This is a genomic window from Tenuibacillus multivorans, from assembly GCF_900103915.1.
Lineage (GTDB): Bacteria > Bacillota > Bacilli > Bacillales > Alkalibacillaceae > Tenuibacillus > Tenuibacillus multivorans.
This window is the reverse complement of sequence record NZ_FNIG01000004.1, coordinates 77,769-101,551: the sequence shown is the minus strand read 5'-3', so window position 1 is coordinate 101,551 and position 23,783 is coordinate 77,769. Positions and strand designations below refer to the sequence as shown.

Sequence of the window (23,783 nt, the reverse complement as noted above, 5' to 3'; positions counted from 1 at the left end):
ACCCCTTACGCCATTGTAAGGGGTCTCACGCTCTATTATTCAACTTTCTCCCATTTTAAATCAAGACTATCAATTGTTTGCTTGAATTTGTTATCATCTAGTATGAGATATTCATTAATAAAATTTGCGTCCAATCGAAAACGATATCTTTCCCGATTGTGAGTATCTCCTTTATTCGTTTCAACATCAATCCAATAATCATGAGGAAATACATTGCTGTGCTTTTTTAATTTCATATTAGCAGATGTTTCAAATATATGGTTGATTGTTTCTTTATCTTCTATCGTGACAACTTTTTCATCTCTAACTCCATCTGTATAATCACTAATTCCTATACTCACAATCGTTTCATCTTCGTCTAGCATATCATCCATAACCTCTTCAAAGGTGACAAACGTATCTTGAGCGACATTGATCGAAAGAGGTATTAAGACAATAATCGTCGCAATGAGAAGTACAACCGCAATTTTCTTTCCTACAAACTCTATACCTAAACGAATCAAAAGTGAAAAAATAACAATAAACATGAAGGCCGAAAAACCATGGGTCGTTTCTAAATAATCTCCGAAGCCAACAATCGTATGAACGAGCAAAAATATATAAAATATGGTGATTGCATACACGGGTGCCTCCCAAAAATTACGCTTATAAGTACAAGCTACACCCAAGACCACCACTATAAATGGAATAAGTAATTTGGACAAATTCGCTGCTTCTAACGAAAGCATAGTAATTCAGCCTCTCCCCAAAATTTCTATATCCATTTTATCATATTTAACACTTAATTTTTGCCCATATTTTAATTTTCAGAATCCAAAATTTTCATCAAAAAAATTAAAAGCACCAAGTCCTAGCCTGGTATTCCCTCCACATCATCAGGATAAACACAAACTCGATTCCTTCCTAATTCTTTCGCTCTATACAAAGCTTCATCTGCTTGTTTAACTAATAAATTACCCAGCGTACTCACCTGCTCTTCATACGTCACACCGATACTGACGGTCAACTCTTCCGATGTGATACCTGGAACTTTTAATCTGAGAATACTCTCCCTTAAATCTTCCGCTGATACAAGAACCTGATTCCGATCTAAGTCTCTGACAATTGCAACGAACTCCTCGCCACCATAACGGGCTACAAATCCACCAATATTAATAAAATGCTGATTCAATCGTTCCGCTAATATTTTTAGACATGCATCGCCCATTTGATGACCATATCGATCATTAATATTTTTAAACAAGTCTAAATCGATCAATAAGACTGCAATGGACTCACCGTTTTCTTTAGCCTCAGATATGTCCTTTTCAAAAACGTTAATATAAGAACGTCGGTTTGGAATTTGTGTCAGTTCATCAAGATAAGATATCTTTTGCAAAAATCGATTCTTTTCTAATAATTCTTTTTGTGACTTTTCTAATGCCTTCGTTCTCTCATTAATCTTTTCTTCTAACTGCTGATTTAACCGTTTTAACTCCTCTGATGAATCCTTGAAGCTTTCTATAACATGTCCATGCTGAATGGCTAAAATGATCGTTTGAATAAATAAGAATATCAAAAATCCAATAGACAAGATAGGCTCCGTATTAACCCATTCATTATAATAAAAAGCATCATTCAAACCCGTTAATAACAGAACTATCATACCCATTAAATTAATGAAAGCGTGTCGTTCCCGAGCCCGATAAGCTTTAATAATCACATAGAAGATATAAATAACCCCAAACAATACAGTAGCTTGCAAAACGGTTAAATACTCCGTAAAGACATAGCTTGGTGTAAAGAGGATAAAACTTGACCCTATGATCACGCCGATAAAATAGATTCTTGTATAAATAAAATTTGCTTGCTTCGGATACATATAAGAAATCGCAAACGAAAAAAGTGGTGCGATCCAGATAAATGACAAGTATTCCAATCGCATTGCCCATTGCCATGGGAAATGGGGTAACCAATCAAAGAAAAATTTTTCACCATCGAGTGATAAACGAACCATTAATGCCAAAACAACTAATAAAAAAAATAAATGATATCGATCTCGTCCTTGCTTAAAGTATAAATATATGTAGTAAATCCATAAGACTAATAAACTCCCAAAAACAACTAAGGCTAAGCTTTGATTCATAATCCGTTGATGTCCAATTTGTTCATGGTAACCAAATAATATTTCAGACCAAATGCCGCCTGTCCGATGATAAAAATTGGATACTTGAACGGTTAATGTCACCTTCTGTTCTTCAGTGTAAAAATCTATGACATGTGAATCTTTACCAGGTTTGGTTGTTTCACGACTACCTGAAACCGTTCCTTCTTCTACCAAAAGTTCATCATTAACCCAGACTTTATAAGCGAGGTTAAGATTTGGTATGTAAAACGATTGGAGCTGATCCAATTCTTGTTTAGGTAACGTGATGCTTGTCTGGTAAGTCCCATATTCAAATTCAGTAAAAGAATGGGGTACTTCTACGACTCGTACATCATAACCTTCCTGATTTACTTCTTGTGGTGATAACAATGCATTAGGATAAAATAGCCACTCACCATTCAGGGTTATAACATCCTGATCTGAACTTACCTCATCAGTTAGATTAAACTCACCGTTACGGCCTTCAATGGTATGATCTTGACTATTCACATACCAAAACAAACCAAACGAAACAAAAATACCTAGAAGAACAAACCACTTTGTCTGCTTCATTTTCAGCACTTCCTTCAAGTCGTCAAAAAAATTCATCCATAGTACTATTTTACCAAAGGAGATCTAAAATTCTAACATTTAATTTAAATTTTTAAAGTATGTTATTCATTTTTTAGGGCCACATTGGGTAATGAGGTGATTTTAATGATATTTCTAGTTATTTTACAGCTTATTTTAATCGGTGTGCTCATGTGGTTTTTACGAAAAGAACAACGCGAGAAGGAAGGACTAGTTGCTAGAAAAATTGAAAGAGGTGAAGATCTAAAAAAGACGATGGCCATGGGACTTACATACCGTTTCAACTTTCCACGTCATAAAAATGAAGACGATGAAATAGAATTTGAGAATGCTTCAACCCTTTTTATCAAACAAACTCCTTTTGAATTCGAAGACTTTGTTGGAAACATTATCAAGAAAAAGTTTAACGGTCACGTTTACACATCCGCTAAAAGTCATGATTATGGGGTTGATTTTGAGCACCATATTGATGGTGATATCTATCTGGGACAGGTTAAAGTATATAAGCACGATGTTGGCTTTGAACCCGTTGCCTTAATCCATTCGAATATGATTAAAAATGAGGCCAAGGGGGGATATGTAATTACGACAGGCTCCTTTACCGACGCTGCTCAAAAATACGCCCAAGACTTAAATATCCAACTTATTGATGGCATTACACTTGTCGACTATTGGTTAGAAGGAATGGAATCGACTGTCTATGAGCCAAGCGGTGAATTTGCATAAAAACAGGTGCTCTTTTATTCGCAAGTAATTCAATTTGGGAATACAATGCATGCTGTTTAGGCACCTGATCCAATTCAAAAATGGATTCTGAAATTTTTGTAATCAAATGTTTAGCAGTAGAAGGCTCTAGTAACTTATTTGCAATATAATCAGCAATTTCTTTTAAATCAGCTTCTGCAGGTTCCGTAATGACCAAATGATAATCCTTCACTCCGATAGCCCTTTCTGAATTACTGATACGGTATCACGAAATGGTTTTACTTTATTTTCTTTTACTGCCTCCATCCCTTGATCAAGAAGCTTATACAACTCAAACTTTCCAACAAGCCGTTCATAAGTTTCAATACTCATTACCGCTAAATCACCTTCACCATTCTTGGTAATGTATACCGGTTCGGAATAATTGTGGCAAAATGCGGATATTTCATTATACTTATTTCTAAGATCTGAGCTAGGTCTAATCTCTAGCATGATATTCACCTCTCTTAAATAATAACTTTATTTTATCAAAATACCAAAACAACAGAGCTGTATGTCCTAATTGATTGCAATCCCCTCTTAAATTACCTCTTCTTTTTTATCGCACCTGTTTTTTTATTCTATAGCTAACTTGATATCTACTTCATACATTTCGCTGGCATTACTATCCCAATACCGCCCTTTTACATTTAATCTCACTGTTTCCTTAAAATAGCCAAATTGAAATAACGTCGCTTCATTATGTTTAAACAATAATCGATAATCTGGGGCAGCAAAATCCATATCAGCGGTCGATCCAGTTCGAGCACTATCCAGTTGATTGACTAATTTCTCAATAAACTCTTTGTCTTGGATGGTCGAGACCAGTTCACCACTGTCCCATTGATACACTTCGATTTGCGTCACCTCTTCAGAAAGATTAAGGTTATCATTTTGGCAAGCAACAAGCATAGCCATCATAAGTAATAAAGTACAGACTTTTTTGGTAGACATAAATAACCTCCTCTAACCATACTGACGTGTCACAATGAATAAAGTTTCTCAATAAGTTACCTAATAAAAACCCATCAACCTTAGCTGATGGGATGCGCTCACTTCTCATACTGGAATTTTGCCTCAATTCGGACCTGTATTTCTAACTGACCTGGTTCAATCGGTGTTTCACCCGTGGCTTCAGTTTGTGCAAACGTCCGATAAATAATCGGGGGAGCTTCAATTTGTTCACTAATTTTAATGGGTGTTAGATCAAGATTTGCATTTATAGCAGAAGCTAATGTTTCAGCTTTTAAAGTAGCATCTCTTAACGCTCGTCTCAACCCCTCACGATAATACTGGTCAAGCTCCGCCACAGAGAAGTTTATGTTCATGATTTGATTAGCACCACTTGCAACCGCAGCGTCAATGATACTTCCAACCTGACTAATATCAGAGATTATAATTCGAAGGAAATGCATTACTTCATAACCGTGAAACTGCTGTTCACCATCGACATATTCATACACCGGTCGTACCGTGTATTCAATGGTTGGGATATTTTCCATCGGGATCCCGTACATCATAATAACCGATATAACTTGTTGAATGATTTCCGCATTTTCCTGCTGCACAAGCATTAACTCTTGGCCTTGCCTTACAACTCCCAAACTAACTTCCGCTATATTAGGTTCTGTTGTCACTATCCCCTCTCCAACGACCGTCAATACACGCTTGTTAGTTTTACCATTTTCCCCATAATTTGCTGGATAATTCAATAACCCAACCACCTTTCATGAAATATGATAGCTACTTTATTTCATGTAAAATAGGTTAGGTATATGACTCATTTAGACTATTTTATTTCTAAAAATTAAAAAGCCGCTCTGCTCCCCCCTTTAAAAACAGAACGACTTTAAAACCTATTGATTCAGGATATAAGACTCATCATAGCCTGTGTTTACATTTATCGCTTTTTTCGCATGTTTGTAATCAATGACGATATATGGTTCACCATTATGCTCCAATTCTTCGACTAATTCACCTTCAAAGCGTTCAAGAGTTTCCCCATTCATGTAAGCATGCTTAAGATCTTCAAAGGTTAGATTCAAAGGCTCCTGAAAATCAACGACATCATAGCCAGAAAACTTCCACTGGTTATTTTCCTTTAAATAATATACTTCGTATTGAATCGTTTCATTGAACGCCTCATCACCAAGTTGAATAAAGCTAAATGTGAATCGATTAGGGCTTGCTTCTTTTAAATCGAAACGCGTATTTAGACTACTAGGTTGTAAAACAGCAAAAAAATGATTGTAAATGAAAAATTCCTCAAAGTAGTAGCCAGCCCATTCATCTATTGCGTGACTTGAAATCGTCTCCTCTAAATACGTTTTAGTGACTTCCACGGCTTCGTGATACTCCACCGTATCTTCAACTATACCTACCCAATCCTGCTCCTGTTGAAGTTGTTGCATGATATCAATAGATCGTGCTAAATTCTCTTCAACAATCACACGTGCTTCATCGACCGTTAGAGCCAATTCTTCCTCACTGTCTTCTTCTGGTTCAGGATTAGTTTCATCCTCACTAACATCGTCCAAATTTTCTTCTTTCTCTGAACCGTTTGACTCATTTTCAGTATCTTGTTCATTTGTCGGTTCCTCTTCTGGTTCTTCAACCTGTTCGTCTTCTGTATTCGTTAGTTCATCTGGCTCATCGGGTTTCTCTTCTTGACATCCAACTATGAGAGCCATTGACAACAATAACAACATTAGATACCTCATCCAACTTCCCCCAATCGTTCATGTTGTCTATATACAATACCCTTATTTTATGTAAAACAAATACGAAAGTCTATAACATTAGCAAAATTAGGTAAAAATCAATCTAAGGTCCTTAAGCAAGAACTCCTACTATATATTATACGGTAGAAATTGGATAAGAATGGACGTTAAAAATGAAATATTTTCGAATTTATAAGATATATATGCCTATGCCAAATTTCACTGATGATATAATGGGTGAAAAATATTAAATCATTCACGACCTACTTAGATTAATTACAACTAAAAGATTAGAGGAATCACTTATGATTAAAAATATAACCTTGGAAAAAGTTAAGATTAATAATCGGAAAAACTATATGAATTATTTACTTATGGCTGATGAAAGCGAAGAGATTATAAATGAGTATATAAATAAGGGTGATCTATACACGGTTCATTATGAGGAAAATTTAGCTGGAGTCGTATTATTTATTTTCCACTCATCTTCAACTGTCGAACTAAAGAATATCGCACTTGATTCTGAATTTAGAGGTAAAGGAATCGGAAAAAATGTTATTAAACAATCGTTTGATTTATACAAAAGAATGTCTTATGAAAAAATGATTGTAGGTACAGCTAACTCTAGTATTGATAATATTGCTTTTTATCAAAAGGTTGGTTTTAGATTGACTAGCATCAAACGAGACTTTTTTAAGCAATACCCTGAACCTATATATGAGAATGGAATCAGAGCAGTTGATATGATCATATTTGAAAAGATAATAAAGGACTAAAGCAAACACTAGCCTTAGTCCCTTATCTAAGCCCTCACATTATCTTTACTTTTTAGAAAATAACGGATACCTTTACCTGCCATAGGCTCGTCATCGTACCTCGGAATAACATGCAAATGAGCATGGAAAATGGATTGTCCAGCAACATACTCACAATTCCAACCAAGATTATATCCATGTGGCCGATGCTTTTCATCTATATAAGTTTTTACCTCTTGAAGCAAGGAATAAGTTGCATTCCATTCCGCCTCCGTTAAATCAAATGCCGCTTCTCGATGTTTTCGTGGCACAATCAAGCCAGACCCTTCAAGCTGTGTCCCTTTGACTTGAAATTGATCAAGCTGTAAAAATAAGCAATGTTCATTACTTAAGGTAATCGTTTGATTCTCCACAAGCTCGGTATGACAAAACATACAATTATTCATTGAAATCCCTCCCTCTCCAATATTAATAATTCCATATTAAACGACAAATTCCTACAAAAATTGCAAAGAAACCATACTTTGCCGATATAAAGACCGTACACACAATAAACATCATAGAAATAGGAGTGGTTTATATGCAGAATTTAAACGTAGTCATGAAAGGTATAGGTAATTATCATCCTGAAAATGTGGTTCACAATGATTATTACATTGAACATTTTCAAAAACGAGGGGAAGATGTAACATCATTACTTGAGCACTTCGGTCGAGAAAATAGATATATAATCGATAACGAAGAGGAAAACTCATTAACGATGGCTGTGGAATCGTCCACCAATGCTTTAACAAAAGCCAATATCAAAGCAGACGAGTTAGACATGATTGTTTTTGTAACAGAAACTCCGGAATATACAGTTCCAAGTAATGCTCTATTATTAAATCAGCGCTTGGGTGCCCAAAATGCACATATTGTATATGATTATAATTCTAATTGTATCGGGCTTATAACGGCTATTGATAATATAGTACGTTATATGAAATCAAACAATAAAGTCAATAAAGCTTTAGTCGTTGCTTCATTATTCAGTTCTCATATGGTAAGTGAGGAAAATATATTCACTTATCCAAGCATGGCTGATGGAAGCACTGCCGTTGTACTTGAGAAAATTGAGGAAAATGAGTCTAGAGGGTTTTTAGATGCTCATTATTATACAGATACTACACTATGGGATAAACTCTTATATCCGGCAGTCGGTAATTCAAATATTGAAAAAGACGGTATTTCAAAGGCTGATAAACGTTTATCCTTTTTACCACACAGTGTAGACTTTTTTGCCGATGAATGGAAAAAACTGATAGAAGGCCTGCTAAATGAATATGAACTAAAAAATAATGACATTGATAAATACCTTTTCTCCCAATTAAATAACGCTCAGGTATTAAACACAGCCGAGAAATTAAATATTCCGGAAAATAAAATTCCTTTAGTATCCAAACGATTTGGTTATACAGGACCATCTAGCCCTTTCTTGGCACTTCATGAAACATTAAAAAACGAACAACTATCTAAGGGGAATTATTTAGTATTTTGTTCAGTATCTGCTGGGATAAGTATGGCAGCCTCATTATATAAACTTTAAAGAAAACCCACCGAGAATCCAAGGGTACGGGTTCACATTATAAGAAAGCAACGGAATATCAATCCGTTGCTTTTTTAAAACTATCTAACAGCTTCAACTTCATCTGCTGTATCTACAACTGTAATTTGTCCCCAAAATCCACTTTCTTCACCAGCTCTTTTTAACTGCATCATACCTGTAGCTGAATCCATTTTGACTAAGAAAATTCGATTAAACCCTTGTGAAGCATACATCTCTAGACGTTCTTTTAAAACAGGGACCATATCTTGTGCAGAAACACTTAATTCTTTGCAATCTAGAACTAAATCATACTCACTCGGAGTAATACTCTCATATTTACTTAGATATTCATCTAAAAATTGTTTGGCCTCTTCATCTTTAAAAAATCCACCAACTTTTACAAAAAATAATTTTTCGTTGTCTTTTACGTCGATTTTATACATGTCTACTACCTCCAAAGTTGTATTATAATTATTACCCATATAGAATAATACACGAATTTTGTCGAAATATCATGAAAAAAGTATGACATTTTTGGTAAATTTATAATTTATAGAGGAATATATACCTATATTAATGTTCTAAAAACCACTAATTCCCAAAAACCGGCCAACCTTTTTCTTGAGCTAACTTTTCCATATTTTCATTTGGATTAACGACTACCGGGTGATCAACCATATCCAGGAGAGGACTGTCTGTTTCACTATCCGCATAGGCCCACAACGTGACGGCTTCAATACTTAGATCACGACTATGTAACCATTCAAGGACGGCACCTGCCTTTCGCTCACCGTTTACAATCTCACCCATGAGTCCAGCAGCGATATTATACTCATCATACTTTAACTCCGTACCAATAATATCAGCATCTGTTAGGTCAATCACCTCTGTGAAGGCGACTAAAAACGGCTTAAGAGCACCAGATAAAATTACGATCTGATCGCCATTAGCCTGGTGCTGCTTAATCTTTTCAACGAGAGGACGATTAACTTTTCCTAAATCACTACGAGCAAGTGCATCAAAAAACGTTTTAAGCTCGTCCTTTGATTTACCCTTCATCGACATGACAAATGCGTGGAAAAACGTATGTTTCGCAGCTTCTTTCCCTTCCTTCACCAACCTTGCTAAAGCTTTAAACGTTCCACCAATTACGGTTAACCACTGTTTCAGACTATACTCCTTCTTTGCTACATCAAACATCGCTTTAAACGAATTTCCTTGATACAATGTCCCATCAAAATCGACCGTTACAACTCTCACATTAACACCTCTTCGTATCATGCTCAGATTTTAGTCACTATTTTAGCATAAAATGGGATAATTGCATTTAAAACCCTAAAACACACAAATAGTCACCTTACAATCAGGTGACTATCCATATTCATTATTCTTCAAATGACAAGTTAACAGGTTCATCTTGTAAGGATTGCTCTAAATCAATATGGGTCGTAGGTGTATTGAAATCAACTTCTTCAAATTTCAGTCCATCAACCCACACTATACCCGTTCCATTTAGGGCTACACTTTTCTTAGCAGGCTTTTTCTCATTCTTTAGACTAAACACTGTATAGGTATCATCCATACTCACAACCATCGCAAACTTCACATCACTGTCAAAGACATAACCTTCCTTAGTTTTCATAGCTGGAAATATTTCATCCCTATGAATATAGGTGTCATAACGTTTGTTCCCTTTTTTTGGATAGGCTAAAAACAAGTAACCTTTCTCATTTAACAACTTTTGACCAACAATTTTCTTCGTTAAATCAACCATTTCATCCAACGTTGTGACAAATGCGATAATGGCATCATGTCCCTTATAGAGCTCATTCGGATATTCTTTAAAAACTTCATAGTCTTTTGGTTCGTTCAACACAACTAGGTTATTAAACTAACTAAGTTTAAGCTTTTGTATAATAGACATTCAAAGCTCCTCCTGATTCTTTTGTTATAATGATACAGGAAAAGAACTCGTTTTGGAGGAAATGGGATGAAATATATATTAACCGATTTACAATATCGAATTGTTACCTCGATATTTTTGGGTGGACTCGCTGGATTTGTTCTTGGAACACTCTTCACTCTTGTGACTTTGAACAATTATTTAATCTTTACAACACTATTCGGAATTATTGTTGGACTGTTAATTTGTATCATCATAGAAATTAATAAGATTCATGATAAACATAGTGAAGGCGAATGATTGTGGAATACACAACTTTGTTTGCTAGGTTATAGAAAACGACAGAATGACAAACACCTTAAAAATACATAAAGACCCTAAGAGAATAGTAACTCTTAGGGTCTTCATAATTATTTATTGAACTTCACTAGCTTGGAATTGCCATATAGCTTGTCCGCTTGTGAAAGGATCTTCGAAAATAAATTCATATGAATCGGCTTGTTCAGCGTCAAAAGCAATTTCTCCTTTAACACTACGTCCTGCACCTAATTCAGTATCGAGATTACCTTTTGTATCTATTAATGACTGATCCTGTTCATAACCATCACTCGTCATTAAGCTCATATTCATCATAGTAGAGATTGATGTACTTTCATCACTAGTATTCTCAATTTCTAATTCTACTGCAATGAATTTGTCATTTTCTGGTTGGAAGAGGTCATCTTTAACCTCTCTAACACCTAATAATGTAATTTTAAGGTCATCGAATTGAACGGTGTCGCCAACAGTGAAGGTTTGATTTGTTTCTTCTTCTGTTTCTTCACTCTCTTCTTGGCTATCGCTCTCTTCACCTTGTGTTTGTTCCTGTTGATCGTTACCTTCTTCTTCAGCAGGCTCGACACTTGATTCTCCACATGCAGCTAAAAAGATAGCTAGTGATACTATAGATAAAAGCATGATAATTTTTTTCATCGTGAAATTCCTCCCTTTTTTCTTGATGTCTGTTTATTTCATGCACGAAGAATAATATATCATTAACAAGTATAAAAAGGGAAGTGAAATATTATTGGTAATTTATGCAAGTACCTTGATGATTCAAAAAACTAAAATTCTCGTTTTAACACGCGAATCAAATAAGGTGCTCTAACCAATACAAACAAACTCATTTCTTGTCCTTTTGACTTATAAGCCTTATTAATACTAATCAAACGTTTATTTAACAAGACTTCTAAATCTGTTTTCTTCCCTTTATAAATCGTTACATTCTCTTTATTAGAATCTCTAATGAGTTGCCAAAGTAATTGTTTATTTATTCGATTTAACTTTCGCATCGTTCGGTAAGTTTCACGTTCATGTTCAGGAATCCTTTTCAATATTTGTGCTTCTAATTCTTTTTTATACATAAAAAACCCCTCATTTCATCAACGCCATGCACTGATAAAGTAACAATATAATCAATTTGAATAATAATTCACGGAAATATGTTTTGTATGCAAATAATTGGGGTATATACAATAGTGATGGCGCTTTTTTCCATATATTATTGAAAAAGGGGGGAATGGGCTGGTGGGGCAGTGCATTAAACTCTCAAGAGATGAGATGTATAAAAGATTGGTAAAAGAATTTAGAACAAAATTAAAACGAGAATTAACCGAACAGGAAAGATCCTTCCTTTCATCTATGGCAGAGCAATCACAAAATAAATGAGTTATAATTTTACATCATCAGATAGCCATTAACATAAACATAAATTGTCAATTCACACTCGTAGTGTGTTGTTTTACCCCATTTTCAATTATACTCAAGCGCCATCGCCTTAGCACCTCTACAAATAAATAGTAGGGTGCTTTTATTATAAAGCATTTCGCCTGTAAAAGACGAATAATTTTTACATATGATAATACAATAACAGTACACAATTTTACGCAAAGGGGTTGAGAGATGCTAGGTCAAAAGCCGGTTTGGGTAAATATTGATGTGCCGACACAGCGTTTTACGTTACATCGGGAGTGCATGCACACGAATCGAATGTGCGAGACACCGTATAAGGGAATCGGAAAGCTAAAACGGGATGGTGGATGGATTCGGTTTCGGAACATTGATGTTGCAGTGAAACGTCAAGAAGAAGATTATAATCAATTTGAACTAGTCATACATTGCAAGTAGGGGAAACGCGGCTTAGGGGAGCCGCGTTTTTACGTGTGTTGATTTGTCTTATACTTGTATGGGATTTTAATATCTGTGCTTGAGTTTTGAATTAGATGATCTTTTAATAATTTTCTCATCATGTACGGAGCTTTCGGTAGAATTAGGACCTGGATTTTTCCATCATCAATGGTTTTAATTTGAACCACTGATCCTTTTTCTAGTAATGATTGAACTGATCGGTTTTGTAGGGTGTCTGAGCGATATTGCTGATCTGAATAACGCAATAAGTTCAATAATGTAACTCGCTCACTGGTGGTTAAATTGCCCAAAGCATTATAAAAGATCGACAGCTCCATTTGAGCAACTTTCTCCTTTTGCATTATCAAATTTCTTAAGTTCAACGATGGGATTTTAACTTTTTTCATGGTTTTTCCCTCACTTAAGGTATTTTGCTCGGGAAGGTTCATGGGGAAGGCCTTCCTAACGGCTTAATCAATTACATCTTTCCTAGATTAATTGATTGTTGAGCGACAAGTATTTCCAAATTTTATAATACGACATATTTTCCTAAATCCCTTCTAATTTTTCAATAATTTAGATAAATTTTGAAATTTTTATAAAGTATGGTGGGTAGAGTTGATGTAATTGGTATAATTGTTGTAGTTCATCTTAGGAGGAATCATATGTTTAATTATGGGGAAATCTTTTTACAGAGAACTGGTGGCGGGAAATACTCTATATTGGTAAATAAAGAAGTAGTTGGTTGTGTTCGCAAAATACAAGATGCTCCGCTTCATTTACAGAACATTTTATACTTACTTTTTAATTATTCTATTGGACGAGCTATGGATGTTGAACTTGTCGATGAACACGATCAAGTGCTTGGCTATATACGAAAACAGTCTGGTATCCGTGCGAAGGATTTTCATTTATTCTCTGAGAATAAAAAGTATTTGGCTTCAATCCAGTATTCTTTTGGTGTTAATAAAACAAGTTTGAAAGCTGTTCGTCCAAATGGTGAGATTGTGTTAGAAACAACCGAATCAGGGACTGCCTTAGATTTTCAAGTGATGGATTGCGAAATAGATCGACCTGTCGCTTCCATTCGTAAACGATCTTTGGTTTATAAATCGGTAAAAGAAAATATGTTAAATCATGATGGTTATTATATTACTCTCATAGATGATGACGTTAAATCTTTTATGTTAATCGGCATTGGCCTTGTGATGGATTTTTACTTAAATCGGTAGCTTAAATCGTTTCGCTTATCAAGGATATAGTGTCCATATGTAGATTCAACGCAATATGAGAAGTCTATCTATACAACATTATAGTTTGTTTACACTGCACAACGCACCACCCTCTATCTGAAGCTTTTAACCTTTCACCGCTTGGATAATAAGAAAATGTGGATTTTTCGTAAGGTGTTCGTAACTTCTCATGGACTTCTCCTGCATTTTTTCAATGGGTCTTGGTTCGACCACTTTTTTTATAGAAAAATACTCCGAAGTCACATTTATAATTTCTTGTAAAGGTCTCCTATAGAAAACTACCTCCACTTCTCCAGAACCTTTCTTGTTCCACTGATCCGTTAGAAGTTCTTTTTGAAAATAGTCTGGTCTTTTACATTTTCGTAGATTCTACATCAAAAAACTATGATTCAATAGGATTATTCGGACCAGGTAGTTCTAACTGATAAAATGCTAGATCTAGCCATTGGTTAAATTTATAACCTGAGTTTTTAATTGTACCTGCGTGTTCGAAGCCTAACTTTTCATGTAGCTTAATACTTCCAGTATTGGCAGCATCTATCATACCAATCATCATTTTATACTTATTTTCTCTAGCAATCTTGATGATTTCTTTTAATAAAGTAGAGCCGACGCCTTTTCTGCTACTATGGTCTTTGACATAAACGGAATGCTCGACGGTGTATTTATATGCAGGACGTTCCCGAAATGGCCCATATGTAGCAAAGCCAATTATCTTACCCTGATCTTCATAAACAATTAAAGGTTGTCCGGCTTTTTTCTTTTGTTCAAACCACTGTTTACGGTTTTCGTAGCTATAAGGTTCGTAATCGTAAACAGCTGTGGTGTTTACGATTGCATCATTGTAGATTTCTAAAATTGCTCTAATATCTTCCTCTTTTGCAGTTCTAATCATGGTGTGATGTCCTTTCAACATTTTCTAAAGTTTTCCTAATTTTATCATAGATCATCAAATTAGAAAAAATGTAGACAAAATGCGTTATAATAAGGATAATTGTATGTGTTCGATTTAAAATTTGTCCAAGGGTGGGGTCTCATGTCGATGCCAAAATGTGAAAATTGTCACACGGAATGGTCATGGAAGGATACACAAAAAGCCATGTTAGGATTTAAGCAGGGATTATCGTGTCCGCATTGTGGAGAAACACAATTCCAAACAAAAGATTCGATGTGGCGGACATCAATGGTGGGTCTACTACCTTTGTTTATAGGTTTAGTTGGATCTAGTTTGTTGGATTTATCTTTATTACCTTCCTTGGTTTTGATTGTTTTATTAAGTTTCCTATATTTAAGTATTATACCGTTTTTCCTAGAATTAACGAGCGAAGAAGTTCATATGTGGTAATTAAGCCAACTCATTTATTCAAAATGATAACCATGATATTAGTCATTACAGGCTACGAGGCCGCGATAATAAATAAGTTGAGGGGCAATAACTTATGTCTATAATAATTGCTTTAATCATTGTAACGATTATAAGTGCATTATTTGTATTAATAATCACAGATAAAGGGTAAAGCGGGGTTTTTTCAAGTTTTTTAAACATGTTAAAGGAAAATCATGATTGGGTTATATTTTTTATAAAGTTACCCAAAATACCCTATCATTTCTAAAACACCTGTTACAAGAATGGTAACGCCTGCACCCATCCCTGTAAATGCTAAGGAAGCCCTCCATTCTCTTTGTTCCATCCAAACGAGTAAAGCTATAAGTATGGAGAACACGATTCCAGTTATGATTGCAGCCATTGGTGTCGTGGGTGTGATCCAGTCATACCAGTTTGTAGCTATTAGCATATTTAAGCCCCTCCGAGTTCTTAATTATCCAAATTGGTTAAATCACAAAAAACTATAATCATCATGATCTACTTTATACCGATTCACCTAATATCTCCTTAATCCGTTCCTTTTCTTCCACTTTATCCAAGTATTCAAAGAATCCTAGCCCGTTCCCCCATGGATCAACAAAAGTTGCCCATTTTACAGGTACTTCTTCTCTTGAGTTAAACTCAAAATGATTAACACCAAAATCATTGACCATTCTATCTCTAGCTGCTTCAATATCTGTTACACCTAATCGAAGTGGGCCACTTCCTTTTGCAGGTGTTCCTTCAGCCAATTGTAGCCAACTGCCCGGGATTATTTCCCACTCGGCAATACCATCGTGAGGAACAAAGTCCGGTTCACGTTGGAAGAACCCTTCATAAAACTTCCGCCCTTCCTTAAAATCGGATACTCTAAACTGAATTGTTAACTCAAAAACCATAACATTTCCTCCTTCGAATTGTTACCTACTAAATATGTTCTACAAAAAGGTACAAATTTCCTTTTATTGAAATTTAATAAATCATGATATGCATATGCTAAAATATAATAGGATAACAATATAAGGGTGAAGAAAATGAATGAATATAATATGTTGGTCATAGATGAAATACGGGATTGGCGAAAGAAAATACTCAAAAAATCAGGCCTCGTTAAAGGTTTAACTAAAAAAGCGCAAAATAAAGTGAATAGTATGATTCCGGAAAAAGCTCATCGTGTGATTACCGAAGGAATTAAGGGCATGGTGAAAGCAACATTAACAGGCTCTAACATCACGACCAAAAAACATCAATATAATGATTTGACTTTATATGAACGGGATAAGCTTTTGAATGAAAAGCTATCAAACTACAAAAAAACAGCAGCCGCTGAGGGTGCTGGTACCGGTGCTGGTGGGATTTTCCTCGGCCTCGCAGATTTTCCGTTACTTTTGTCGGTCAAAATGAAGTTCCTCTTTGATGTAGCGGCTGTTTATGGATACGACACAAATCAATATGAGGAGCGCTTATTCATATTACACGTCTTCCAGCTAGCTTTCTCTAATGATGAAAAACGCCGCGAAACGTTCAACATTATCGAAAATTGGGAAGAACATAAGGATACACTTGTTGACATGGATTGGCATGTTTTTCAACAGGAGTATCGAGACTATATCGATTTTGTCAAAATGCTACAATTAATTCCAGGATTCGGGGCAGTCATAGGGGCTTATGCGAATTATAATCTTCTCGATCAACTAGGTGAAACAGCTATGAATGCTTATCGTATGCGTTTATTAAAAGAGGCTCCTAAAGACTACTGAAGAAAAAGAGGCGCACGTAGCACCTTCTAAGATAATACCTCTTTCATTTTTTCTAACCCTTCAGTAGCTTGAGTTTCATATTTTTTTGCTTGCTTCAACTGTTCAATCGCAAACTGAGCATTCTTAGGATTATTGGGATCTCCTCCATGTGGAAATGGAAAGAGATAAACAAGCTCCCCTAAGTGATCGGCCACTTTTTGATACTCCTGAGCTACCTGACCAGCGAGACTTTTCACAACATCATGATCAAGCCATTCCTCTTCAATTTTTCTAAAAAACTGAGCCGCAAACTTTCTTGCATCATAAACTACCACGGCATTGTATGCATTGCCAAAGTCACTGACTTCTCCTTTTTCAAACGCTTGAATCCATGCATCATAACCTACTAAACCATTTTGATATGGTGGCGTCTCGTTAGCATGTTCGTTCTGATAGGCATGGTCTATTGCAAGCTCTAATGCCCCTTTTAACATGGTCTTCTGATCGACCTCAAATGGTTCATCTAATGTCATGACAAAAAGTTCATTAACTTGACCACGACCTAATTTTTCATAAGCCAACGGACCATCACCATTTGGATCCTTACCCATTAGTTCACGCTTTTCATCATCGTAACCGTATATATTCCCAAACTCCGGAATAAACAAATCCCAAGTAATTACTGGAACACCTTTATCGATACTTGTTTGCACTAAAGACAGGGCTTCCTTCAATTCATTTGGTGTCGGAGGTGTGTGATGATCCGTACGAACAGATTGACAAGTAAAACCAATATTCTTAAGACCCTTACTAAAAAAACTCCCCCAATCATATCCCGTTGGTCCGGCAACATCTACATCCGCGGCATTAATATTAATGCGAAAGGCGTGACCGGTATAGCCCATCACTTCTACTAATGTTAAATCATCTTTTAGAAATCGTGTAGAATTGTAGATCGATGTTCCTGCCGAAGACCAACTTGATAGAAAAGCCTCACAGCTACTAATTGTTTTTGATTCTCGCATTGAATCGCTCCTTTAAATTAATTTTGACTGATCCAAAATACGCTTTGACGGTAATCCTTTTTTTCCACGAACTTCAACGTAATTCTTAATTTCAATCCGAATCCTCTCACGCTTTAGCTTTTGGCGTGACCTTGAAATGACGTTATACACATTACTCACCTTTGTCTGAAAAAGTTCAGCGATTTCTTTTGGTGATAATTGCTCAAAAAAGAATTGTTCAAAAATCGTTCGCTCTCGATCAGTTAAACATCGAAGTAATTCCATTAAACCTTGAATCGTCTCTTTTCGTATCAGTTGCTCAACGGGATTATCAGTCGGTCTGTTTTCGATTGATTGGTTTAACTGAAAAAGAATATGATCAATATTATGCCAATCGATATCTTCATTTTGTGTAAACGAACTAAACATTTGTTCTTTAGCATATGGACCTCCTCGCCTTAGCTTCATATGGCCTTGATTTTGTACAATGCGATGGAACCATCCGATAAACTTCTCTGCATCTATTAAGGTTGAAATTTTTAAAAAGGCCTGTAGTAAGGCTTCTTGTACAATATCTTCCGCTAAATATGAGTCATAGGTCATCTTTTTCGCCCATCCATAAGCCTTAGCACGATGACGACTGACCAGTTCACCAAAAGCCTCTGGATCACCTTGTTTAGCTCGGGAAATGAGTTCATCATCATGTATCATATCATCTATTAACGTTTCATTAGCTCGATCGTCGAGCAACATTTGAACACCCCCTATCCTTACCGTTCTAATATACTGATGCCATTAATAGTAGAAATCTATCATGATTGTTGTCATTTTTTTAATTTATTTTAACTATATTTTAATGAGAAGGTTTGTCAACTCTCGGAAAGGTGGAGTGAGTTGTTTCAATTTATAATTGTTTTGCATGTGTTAACAGCGATTATCGGTATTGGTCCGACATTTTTTGGGCATGTGTTATTAAGAAAAGAACAAAGTGTGGCAGAGCTTCGAACATCACTTGGTACGGTGAAAAAGCTTGAGGTTTTCTCTAAGATAGGTGGCATCCTAGCAGTTATAACCGGGTTCATATTGTATGTAATGGGTGACTACGGGGAATTTTCACAGCTATGGTTATTAGGATCACTCATCTTATACATCATCATACTTACCATCGTAATGGGCTTAGTTGGACCTAAATTAAAAAAGCTTCGCAGTTATTTGGCCGATCCCAATACGGCCAGGCTAGATGCTCTTCCATCAAAATACCGTCAATCATTTACCATGATCAATCACTGTTACTGGATTACATCAACATTAATTTTGTTAATCTTTATTCTTATGATTGTAAAACCATCTGGGCTTTAAAATCAAAAAACTATCGTTTTATTAAAGAGACTCTTTATTGAATGGACAATTCATGTTATTGTATAAATATTGATTTTTCGTAAATAAGTATACAAAAAAGAAGGGGATTACGTTGTCAAAATTTAAATTTATAGTTTTATCTTTAATCGGGTTATTCTTATTTGTTACACCGGTCCCATATCAAGACTCATCAAGCGTACCGGTTGCTATTTTAGCTGAAGAATTATTGAATCTATTAGATGATTCAATATACATCATTGCGCTAATATTAGTAACGATTTCGGCACTTATGTCTATTGTTGCAAAATTAATGCCTAACCGCTTTCCTGATAATTCATTTATCGGTTCAGTATTTAACGTATCTGGATTTTGGTTAACCGTCCGCATTGTCGGGATGTTCTTTATCATTTTTACTTATTTTGAAATTATATGGGAAGGATTCTATTCAATGGACACGGGTGGTACGATTCTTATTGATCTCATGCCATCCTTAGTTGCCGTATTCTTTTTTGCATCCTTCTTTTTACCACTCTTATTAAACTATGGTTTACTAGAATTCATTGGTGCTTTATTCACTAAAATCATGCGCCCAGTATTTACATTACCTGGACGTTCAACTGTTGATAACCTAGCATCATGGTTAGGTGACGGAACGATTGGTGTTCTTTTAACAAGTCGACAGTACGAAGATGGTTATTATACCAAACGTGAGGCTGCCGTTATTGGAACAACATTCTCGGTTGTTTCGATTACGTTTACGATTGTCGTCGTTCAACAGGTTGGTTTAATGCATATGTTCTTGCCAATCTATTTAACCATTCTTGCAGCTGGTCTTGTCGCAGCGATTATTATGCCACGCATTCCACCTTTATCACGTATTCCAGATACGTACTATACTGAGAAAAATGAAGGTGTCGATGAAAGTATTCCAAGTGGATACAATGCCTTTACTTGGGGATATAAACAAGCGATTAATCGTGCAGAAAAATCACCTGGTATCCGATCCTTCTTTAAGGAAGGTACGAAAAACGTCATGGACATGTGGTTCGGTGTTTTACCCATTGTTATGGCTATTGGTACGTTAGGTTTAATCGTTGCAACTTACACGCCATTATTCACATGGCTAGGTGCACCGTTCGTGCCTATTTTGGAACTTTTACAGATACCTGAAGCTGCAGCTGCTGCTGAAACGATCTTAGTCGGATTTACCGATATGTTCTTACCTGCACTCCTAATAGGTGATGTTGCCAGCGAAATGACACGCTTTATTATCGCGGCATTAAGTGTTACCCAGTTGATTTATTTATCAGAGGTAGGGGGCGTCATCCTCGCTTCGAAAGTACCCGTTAATTTCACAAAATTAGTCGTAATTTTCCTATTACGGACGTTGATTACACTACCTGTTATAATCTTATTTGCACACTTTCTATTTTAAGTAAAACTCTTGGGATCAGTTCCCAAGAGTTTTTTTGTAGGAATTTGTTTAAATCCCCAATGTCAGGTGCTGAATCCCCAATCTGATAGCTTGAGTGCCCTATCCCCCTGGTTGAATCCCCTATTTTTGTTGTTTTTTCCCCATTGAATGCTATTTTCCACCCAATAACGTGTGTTAATTCCCCAATCACAATAGCTGATTCCCCAATCAAAGCATGGAGTCCCCAAAAAACAATATGAATACCCAATACCATACACTGAGTAACCTATATATTTATTAACCAAATATAACGACTGTATTAAAAACCCCCTCAGATCAATTCTGTGGGGGAGAACCGCTTTCAATTAATATTTAACTGGTTCTTGAGTTGGTCGTGAATTTCTTATAAAGAATGCCATAATCCATCCTACAATTGCCAAAATAGCAGCAACAATGAACGATACGTTTACACCATGGAGTTGTCCTTGGACACTTCCATCAAGCGCTTGACTTGTCATGACTGAAACAAGTAATGCCGTTCCAACAGCACCTGACATTTGGCGCATGGTGTTATTCATAGCTGTTCCATGTGGCATGAGTTTATTCGGTAATTGGTTTAAACCTGCTGTTGTAACAGGCATCATTACCATAGCAATACCAAACATACGAGCAGCATTGACCACTGCAAGGTAAGTGAAGCTCGTATTAGGTGTTAAATTCGTGAACATAAATGTCGTTACAACCACTAATAAAAGTCCTATTATAGATAAATAGCGTGCACCAAATTTATCAAACAAGCGACCTGTTATAGGGTTCATAAGCCCCATCAACGCAGCACCTGGAAGAAGCATTAGCCCTGACTGTAGTGGTGAAAAACCAAGCATATCTTGCATCATAATTGGAAGGATAACAGCCCCACCAATCATAGACATAAACGCCACCATACCAATAGCCGTTGTAAGGGTAAATATTTTATACTTGAAAATTCTAAACTCGAGAATTGGTGTTTCAAGTTTAAGTTGACGTCGTATAAACCAAGTTAATGTTATTGCTCCAATAACTAAAGATACCATTACATTTGTACTAAAGAAGCCTGTTTGTGGGTTACCTGCAATACTAAATCCGTACAATAATCCTCCAAAACCTAAAGTAGACAAAATGATTGAGCGAGGATCCATTTTTGGGAATGTACGCTCTGTAACGTTTTTTAATATAAAATAGGCGACAATTATATCAATAATCGCGATTGGTAACACGACATAAAATACGCTTCGCCATACAAAATGCTCGACTAGGTAACCTGATAAAGTTGGTCCTATCGCTGGTGCAAAGGCAATCACTAGCCCGAATAGCCCCATAGCAGAACCTCGTTTATTTATAGGGTAAACTAAGAACATGATAGTCTGCATTAGTGGTAACATGATCCCGGCACCGGCAGCCTGGAGTATCCTTCCCCCCATTAAAAGTGAAAATGTAGGGGCGATTGCACATAGAACTGTACCGATTGCAAAGGAACCCATCGCTGTTAAAAATAGTCCCCTAGTGGTAAACCTTTCAATTAAAAAGGCAGTAACTGGTATCATAATTCCATTTACTAGCATAAATATGGATTGTAGCCACTGTGCAGCAGCATAATTTATCTCAAGAGACTCCGCAATGGCTGGAAGTGCTGTCCCTAGAAGCGTCTGGTTAAGTATAGCGACAAAAGCTCCTGAAATTAGCACGGCCATAAGAGGTCCTCTTTTTATATTTGCTCCTCGTTGTTCATAATCTTTTGCCATGTATAATTTTCCTTCCTTCTTTTTGAGTCACTAACATATAATCATAACAAACTTTATTTCGTTTTGCGAAGGATTTTTTTAAAAATGATTATAAAATTATTATGAGCCAATTATGATGACATATGAAAAAGCTCTGGCATTAGCCAGAACTTTTTTCAATTTAATTATTACTTTTTAAACAACTCTGTAGTTAATTTGTGCGCCTAGCTTTTCTTCGTACCATGTTGATGACATCTCTACATTAGTCCCTACTCTAATTAATTTTTCTTTCATATATTAACCTTCTTCCTATGATTTGTTGGTCACTTCAAAGCCGCATTCCTTCATACGAATGTCATGTGTTTTCCCTGTTGCTGTTAGCCTGATTTGATTATGTTTAGGCAAGTATGTGACCGTATGAAGTGTACCGAAAAATTCTTCATAATAAGTATAAAACAGCGGTGATTCTGGATTGCTAAAAAGTTGATGTAATTCTTCTGGAGGGGTCGCTTCATCATAATCTGCGAGTGCTTTTAGTCGGTCTGTTGAAGTTTTAGTAAACTCGCGGTTATATGAGTCCATAGTATCAGTTTCAAACATATTCACACACGTCAAATAAGATTCCCCACGTCTGACTTGATGACCATCGGGCGTCGCTTCAAATACAGCAAAATTCCCTGAACGGTCTAATAATGAATAGTTATAGCTTGCCGCATGCGGCAGTTTTTCTAATGTTTCAATAGCTTCTTCAACGTTTTGGCAAGCCTCTAATACGATTCGTACTATGGTCGAGCATAGAAAACCTTTTGTGTACGGTTCGTTATTGACAAAATGTAGTCCAACAACTAGTCCGTGATGGTTCATTCCGTCTAAACGACCTAATATGAGTTGTGAGTTCCCAGTTATCCAACTATTATCTAGTTCTTGAACGATAAACACGCCATCATAGATAGCTGGACTGAAGTCATAATTACGCACATAATATTCCTCCGTCATAAAACTCGTACAACCCATTTCAAGCTTTGGCGTATCGTAGCCGGCAAAATATTTCAATGCTTCTTCTTCTGTAATCCCCATACCATCTTTGATACCTTTTAGTTCATCTAATAACTGCGGACAGTATTGATTGAGGACTTGTTTAATTTCACCCGGATCTTGGTTTAATGGGTCTATCGCGTTAAATTCCTCAAGCATTTTTTGAAAATCTTTGGAGCTGCAAAAGTACTGTCCTAGAATCTTTCCATTTTCATAATAATCACCAGATACATCTAAAAATTCAATTGGTTTCATTCATCCTAT

The 23,783-nt window shown here is 36.0% G+C and carries 32 protein-coding genes; 10 read left to right on the top strand and 22 right to left on the bottom strand.

From position 1 onward, the window contains the following. Window positions 1–35 precede the first annotated feature (35 nt). Together BLP77_RS07625 and BLP77_RS07620 are read right to left on the bottom strand one after the other, a co-directional pair. The gene (locus BLP77_RS07625; protein WP_093856532.1) at window positions 36–728 is read right to left on the bottom strand and encodes a hypothetical protein; all 693 of its coding nucleotides are present in this window, start codon (window positions 726–728) and stop codon (window positions 36–38) included. 122 nt (window positions 729–850) lie between these two features. Next, window positions 851–2,698: a sensor domain-containing diguanylate cyclase gene (locus BLP77_RS07620; RefSeq protein WP_176752995.1), complete on the bottom strand. Its 1,848-nt coding sequence runs from the start codon at window positions 2,696–2,698 to the stop codon at window positions 851–853. 144 nt (window positions 2,699–2,842) lie between these two features. On the opposite strand from BLP77_RS07620, the gene BLP77_RS07615 reads away from it, so the two are divergent. Beyond that, window positions 2,843–3,442, top strand: coding sequence for a restriction endonuclease (locus BLP77_RS07615; RefSeq protein ID WP_245686827.1), 600 nt, complete (start codon window positions 2,843–2,845; stop codon window positions 3,440–3,442). Here the strand turns inward: BLP77_RS07615 and BLP77_RS15620 are convergent. The 5 genes from BLP77_RS15620 to BLP77_RS07595 form a co-directional block, all read right to left on the bottom strand. Beyond that, a complete protein-coding gene (locus tag BLP77_RS15620; protein WP_176752994.1) occupies window positions 3,372–3,653 on the bottom strand; it encodes a type II toxin-antitoxin system RelE/ParE family toxin in 282 nt (93 codons plus the stop codon). The genes BLP77_RS07615 and BLP77_RS15620 overlap by 71 nt on opposite strands. Beyond that, window positions 3,650–3,913 (bottom strand): type II toxin-antitoxin system Phd/YefM family antitoxin, encoded by a 264-nt coding sequence (locus BLP77_RS07610; protein ID WP_093856529.1) that lies wholly within the window; start codon window positions 3,911–3,913, stop codon window positions 3,650–3,652. The genes BLP77_RS15620 and BLP77_RS07610 overlap by 4 nt, the downstream gene beginning before the upstream one ends. Before the next feature lie 123 nt (window positions 3,914–4,036). Beyond that, complete coding sequence (locus BLP77_RS07605; protein ID WP_093856528.1) at window positions 4,037–4,414, bottom strand: hypothetical protein; 378 nt, start codon at window positions 4,412–4,414, stop codon at window positions 4,037–4,039. A 98-nt stretch (window positions 4,415–4,512) separates the two neighbouring features. Further along, window positions 4,513–5,172, bottom strand: a complete 660-nt coding sequence (locus tag BLP77_RS07600) for an SIMPL domain-containing protein (protein WP_176752993.1) — start codon at window positions 5,170–5,172, stop codon at window positions 4,513–4,515. A gap of 144 nt (window positions 5,173–5,316) precedes the next feature. Further along, window positions 5,317–6,168 carry a hypothetical protein gene (locus BLP77_RS07595; protein ID WP_147034611.1) on the bottom strand — a complete coding sequence of 284 codons (852 nt, stop codon included), beginning with the start codon at window positions 6,166–6,168 and terminating at the stop codon, window positions 5,317–5,319. 317 nt (window positions 6,169–6,485) lie between these two features. Here BLP77_RS07595 and BLP77_RS07590 point away from each other — a divergent pair, with 317 nt between their 5' ends. Further along, entirely contained in the window at window positions 6,486–6,956 is a 471-nt protein-coding gene (locus BLP77_RS07590) for a GNAT family N-acetyltransferase (RefSeq protein WP_093856525.1), read from the top strand. Between the two features lie 26 nt (window positions 6,957–6,982). Here the strand turns inward: BLP77_RS07590 and BLP77_RS07585 are convergent, their stop codons facing one another. After that, the gene (locus BLP77_RS07585; RefSeq protein ID WP_093856524.1) at window positions 6,983–7,381 is read right to left on the bottom strand and encodes an HIT family protein; all 399 of its coding nucleotides are present in this window, start codon (window positions 7,379–7,381) and stop codon (window positions 6,983–6,985) included. Between the two features lie 134 nt (window positions 7,382–7,515). Here BLP77_RS07585 and BLP77_RS07580 point away from each other — a divergent pair, with 134 nt between their 5' ends. Further along, a complete protein-coding gene (locus tag BLP77_RS07580) occupies window positions 7,516–8,520 on the top strand; it encodes a 3-oxoacyl-[acyl-carrier-protein] synthase III C-terminal domain-containing protein (protein WP_093856523.1) in 1,005 nt (334 codons plus the stop codon). Between the two features lie 80 nt (window positions 8,521–8,600). Here BLP77_RS07580 and BLP77_RS07575 read toward each other — a convergent pair whose 3' ends face one another. From BLP77_RS07575 to BLP77_RS07565, 3 genes are all read right to left on the bottom strand, one after another. After that, window positions 8,601–8,963 carry a hypothetical protein gene (locus BLP77_RS07575; protein WP_093856522.1) on the bottom strand — a complete coding sequence of 121 codons (363 nt, stop codon included), beginning with the start codon at window positions 8,961–8,963 and terminating at the stop codon, window positions 8,601–8,603. A 148-nt stretch (window positions 8,964–9,111) separates the two neighbouring features. Then, on the bottom strand, window positions 9,112–9,780 hold the full coding sequence (locus BLP77_RS07570; RefSeq protein ID WP_093856521.1) for an HAD family hydrolase: 669 nt from the start codon (window positions 9,778–9,780) through the stop codon (window positions 9,112–9,114). 124 nt (window positions 9,781–9,904) lie between these two features. Continuing rightward, complete coding sequence (locus tag BLP77_RS07565) at window positions 9,905–10,393, bottom strand: hypothetical protein (protein ID WP_093856520.1); 489 nt, start codon at window positions 10,391–10,393, stop codon at window positions 9,905–9,907. A gap of 117 nt (window positions 10,394–10,510) precedes the next feature. Between BLP77_RS07565 and BLP77_RS07560 the strand changes: the two genes are divergently transcribed. Continuing rightward, a complete protein-coding gene (locus BLP77_RS07560) occupies window positions 10,511–10,723 on the top strand; it encodes a hypothetical protein (RefSeq protein ID WP_093856519.1) in 213 nt (70 codons plus the stop codon). Window positions 10,724–10,837: 114 nt separating this feature from the next. On the opposite strand, the gene BLP77_RS07555 is transcribed toward BLP77_RS07560, so the two are convergent. Together BLP77_RS07555 and BLP77_RS07550 are read right to left on the bottom strand one after the other, a co-directional pair. Beyond that, entirely contained in the window at window positions 10,838–11,395 is a 558-nt protein-coding gene (locus tag BLP77_RS07555) for a DUF4352 domain-containing protein (protein ID WP_093856518.1), read from the bottom strand. 131 nt (window positions 11,396–11,526) lie between these two features. Then, window positions 11,527–11,826, bottom strand: a complete 300-nt coding sequence (locus tag BLP77_RS07550; RefSeq protein ID WP_093856517.1) for a hypothetical protein — start codon at window positions 11,824–11,826, stop codon at window positions 11,527–11,529. 538 nt (window positions 11,827–12,364) lie between these two features. Between BLP77_RS07550 and BLP77_RS07545 the strand changes: the two genes are divergently transcribed. Further along, a complete protein-coding gene (locus tag BLP77_RS07545; RefSeq protein ID WP_093856516.1) occupies window positions 12,365–12,589 on the top strand; it encodes a hypothetical protein in 225 nt (74 codons plus the stop codon). A 29-nt stretch (window positions 12,590–12,618) separates the two neighbouring features. On the opposite strand, the gene BLP77_RS07540 is transcribed toward BLP77_RS07545, so the two are convergent. Further along, a complete protein-coding gene (locus tag BLP77_RS07540) occupies window positions 12,619–12,996 on the bottom strand; it encodes a hypothetical protein (RefSeq protein ID WP_143001410.1) in 378 nt (125 codons plus the stop codon). Between the two features lie 258 nt (window positions 12,997–13,254). On the opposite strand from BLP77_RS07540, the gene BLP77_RS07535 reads away from it, so the two are divergent. After that, complete coding sequence (locus BLP77_RS07535) at window positions 13,255–13,821, top strand: hypothetical protein (protein ID WP_093856514.1); 567 nt, start codon at window positions 13,255–13,257, stop codon at window positions 13,819–13,821. 403 nt (window positions 13,822–14,224) lie between these two features. On the opposite strand, the gene BLP77_RS07530 is transcribed toward BLP77_RS07535, so the two are convergent. Further along, complete coding sequence (locus BLP77_RS07530; RefSeq protein WP_093856726.1) at window positions 14,225–14,737, bottom strand: GNAT family N-acetyltransferase; 513 nt, start codon at window positions 14,735–14,737, stop codon at window positions 14,225–14,227. A gap of 141 nt (window positions 14,738–14,878) precedes the next feature. On the opposite strand from BLP77_RS07530, the gene BLP77_RS07525 reads away from it, so the two are divergent. Then, a complete protein-coding gene (locus BLP77_RS07525) occupies window positions 14,879–15,187 on the top strand; it encodes a TIGR04104 family putative zinc finger protein (RefSeq protein WP_093856513.1) in 309 nt (102 codons plus the stop codon). 241 nt (window positions 15,188–15,428) lie between these two features. Here the strand turns inward: BLP77_RS07525 and BLP77_RS07520 are convergent, their stop codons facing one another. Both BLP77_RS07520 and BLP77_RS07515 read right to left on the bottom strand, forming a co-directional pair. After that, complete coding sequence (locus BLP77_RS07520; RefSeq protein ID WP_093856512.1) at window positions 15,429–15,638, bottom strand: hypothetical protein; 210 nt, start codon at window positions 15,636–15,638, stop codon at window positions 15,429–15,431. Window positions 15,639–15,711: 73 nt separating this feature from the next. Next, window positions 15,712–16,107, bottom strand: a complete 396-nt coding sequence (locus BLP77_RS07515; protein WP_093856511.1) for a VOC family protein — start codon at window positions 16,105–16,107, stop codon at window positions 15,712–15,714. 135 nt (window positions 16,108–16,242) lie between these two features. Between BLP77_RS07515 and BLP77_RS07510 the strand changes: the two genes are divergently transcribed. Next, window positions 16,243–16,968, top strand: a complete 726-nt coding sequence (locus tag BLP77_RS07510; RefSeq protein ID WP_093856510.1) for an EcsC family protein — start codon at window positions 16,243–16,245, stop codon at window positions 16,966–16,968. A gap of 26 nt (window positions 16,969–16,994) precedes the next feature. Here the strand turns inward: BLP77_RS07510 and BLP77_RS07505 are convergent, their stop codons facing one another. Continuing rightward, entirely contained in the window at window positions 16,995–17,972 is a 978-nt protein-coding gene (locus BLP77_RS07505; RefSeq protein WP_093856509.1) for a hypothetical protein, read from the bottom strand. Window positions 17,973–17,984: 12 nt separating this feature from the next. Continuing rightward, on the bottom strand, window positions 17,985–18,704 hold the full coding sequence (locus BLP77_RS07500; RefSeq protein ID WP_093856508.1) for an RNA polymerase sigma factor: 720 nt from the start codon (window positions 18,702–18,704) through the stop codon (window positions 17,985–17,987). Window positions 18,705–18,845: 141 nt separating this feature from the next. Between BLP77_RS07500 and BLP77_RS07495 the strand changes: the two genes are divergently transcribed. Both BLP77_RS07495 and BLP77_RS07490 read left to right on the top strand, forming a co-directional pair. Further along, window positions 18,846–19,310 carry a DUF2269 family protein gene (locus tag BLP77_RS07495; RefSeq protein WP_093856507.1) on the top strand — a complete coding sequence of 155 codons (465 nt, stop codon included), beginning with the start codon at window positions 18,846–18,848 and terminating at the stop codon, window positions 19,308–19,310. A gap of 112 nt (window positions 19,311–19,422) precedes the next feature. Continuing rightward, a complete protein-coding gene (locus BLP77_RS07490; protein ID WP_245686826.1) occupies window positions 19,423–20,745 on the top strand; it encodes a YjiH family protein in 1,323 nt (440 codons plus the stop codon). Here the strand turns inward: BLP77_RS07490 and BLP77_RS07485 are convergent. The 3 genes from BLP77_RS07485 to BLP77_RS07475 form a co-directional block, all read right to left on the bottom strand. Continuing rightward, window positions 20,714–20,998: a hypothetical protein gene (locus tag BLP77_RS07485; RefSeq protein WP_093856505.1), complete on the bottom strand. Its 285-nt coding sequence runs from the start codon at window positions 20,996–20,998 to the stop codon at window positions 20,714–20,716. The genes BLP77_RS07490 and BLP77_RS07485 overlap by 32 nt on opposite strands. Before the next feature lie 91 nt (window positions 20,999–21,089). Beyond that, a complete protein-coding gene (locus BLP77_RS07480) occupies window positions 21,090–22,454 on the bottom strand; it encodes an MDR family MFS transporter (RefSeq protein WP_245686825.1) in 1,365 nt (454 codons plus the stop codon). A 339-nt stretch (window positions 22,455–22,793) separates the two neighbouring features. Further along, window positions 22,794–23,774: a C45 family autoproteolytic acyltransferase/hydrolase gene (locus BLP77_RS07475; protein ID WP_093856503.1), complete on the bottom strand. Its 981-nt coding sequence runs from the start codon at window positions 23,772–23,774 to the stop codon at window positions 22,794–22,796. Window positions 23,775–23,783 lie beyond the last annotated feature (9 nt).

Bases quoted from the DNA above. Each gene is read 5' to 3' on its own strand.
- BLP77_RS07550 (WP_093856517.1), bottom strand. From the start codon at position 11,826: ATGTATAAAAAAGAATTAGAAGCACAAATATTGAAAAGGATTCCTGAA.
- BLP77_RS07580 (WP_093856523.1), top strand. From the start codon at position 7,516: ATGCAGAATTTAAACGTAGTCATGAAAGGTATAGGTAATTATCATCCT.
- BLP77_RS07545 (WP_093856516.1), top strand. From the start codon at position 12,365: ATGCTAGGTCAAAAGCCGGTTTGGGTAAATATTGATGTGCCGACACAG.
- BLP77_RS07530 (WP_093856726.1), bottom strand. From the start codon at position 14,737: ATGATTAGAACTGCAAAAGAGGAAGATATTAGAGCAATTTTAGAAATC.
- BLP77_RS07605 (WP_093856528.1), bottom strand. From the start codon at position 4,414: ATGTCTACCAAAAAAGTCTGTACTTTATTACTTATGATGGCTATGCTT.
- BLP77_RS07510 (WP_093856510.1), top strand. From the start codon at position 16,243: ATGAATGAATATAATATGTTGGTCATAGATGAAATACGGGATTGGCGA.
- BLP77_RS07575 (WP_093856522.1), bottom strand. From the start codon at position 8,963: ATGTATAAAATCGACGTAAAAGACAACGAAAAATTATTTTTTGTAAAA.
- BLP77_RS07560 (WP_093856519.1), top strand. From the start codon at position 10,511: ATGAAATATATATTAACCGATTTACAATATCGAATTGTTACCTCGATA.
- BLP77_RS07620 (WP_176752995.1), bottom strand. From the start codon at position 2,698: ATGAAGCAGACAAAGTGGTTTGTTCTTCTAGGTATTTTTGTTTCGTTT.
- BLP77_RS07520 (WP_093856512.1), bottom strand. From the start codon at position 15,638: ATGCTAATAGCTACAAACTGGTATGACTGGATCACACCCACGACACCA.
- BLP77_RS07535 (WP_093856514.1), top strand. From the start codon at position 13,255: ATGTTTAATTATGGGGAAATCTTTTTACAGAGAACTGGTGGCGGGAAA.
- BLP77_RS07485 (WP_093856505.1), bottom strand. From the start codon at position 20,998: ATGGTATTGGGTATTCATATTGTTTTTTGGGGACTCCATGCTTTGATT.
- BLP77_RS07590 (WP_093856525.1), top strand. From the start codon at position 6,486: ATGATTAAAAATATAACCTTGGAAAAAGTTAAGATTAATAATCGGAAA.
- BLP77_RS07595 (WP_147034611.1), bottom strand. From the start codon at position 6,168: ATGTTGTTATTGTTGTCAATGGCTCTCATAGTTGGATGTCAAGAAGAG.
- BLP77_RS07475 (WP_093856503.1), bottom strand. From the start codon at position 23,774: ATGAAACCAATTGAATTTTTAGATGTATCTGGTGATTATTATGAAAAT.
- BLP77_RS07505 (WP_093856509.1), bottom strand. From the start codon at position 17,972: ATGCGAGAATCAAAAACAATTAGTAGCTGTGAGGCTTTTCTATCAAGT.
- BLP77_RS07500 (WP_093856508.1), bottom strand. From the start codon at position 18,704: ATGTTGCTCGACGATCGAGCTAATGAAACGTTAATAGATGATATGATA.
- BLP77_RS07555 (WP_093856518.1), bottom strand. From the start codon at position 11,395: ATGAAAAAAATTATCATGCTTTTATCTATAGTATCACTAGCTATCTTT.
- BLP77_RS07585 (WP_093856524.1), bottom strand. From the start codon at position 7,381: ATGAATAATTGTATGTTTTGTCATACCGAGCTTGTGGAGAATCAAACG.
- BLP77_RS07480 (WP_245686825.1), bottom strand. From the start codon at position 22,454: ATGGCCGTGCTAATTTCAGGAGCTTTTGTCGCTATACTTAACCAGACG.
- BLP77_RS07625 (WP_093856532.1), bottom strand. From the start codon at position 728: ATGCTTTCGTTAGAAGCAGCGAATTTGTCCAAATTACTTATTCCATTT.
- BLP77_RS07525 (WP_093856513.1), top strand. From the start codon at position 14,879: ATGTCGATGCCAAAATGTGAAAATTGTCACACGGAATGGTCATGGAAG.
- BLP77_RS07540 (WP_143001410.1), bottom strand. From the start codon at position 12,996: ATGAAAAAAGTTAAAATCCCATCGTTGAACTTAAGAAATTTGATAATG.
- BLP77_RS07610 (WP_093856529.1), bottom strand. From the start codon at position 3,913: ATGCTAGAGATTAGACCTAGCTCAGATCTTAGAAATAAGTATAATGAA.
- BLP77_RS07515 (WP_093856511.1), bottom strand. From the start codon at position 16,107: ATGGTTTTTGAGTTAACAATTCAGTTTAGAGTATCCGATTTTAAGGAA.
- BLP77_RS07615 (WP_245686827.1), top strand. From the start codon at position 2,843: ATGATATTTCTAGTTATTTTACAGCTTATTTTAATCGGTGTGCTCATG.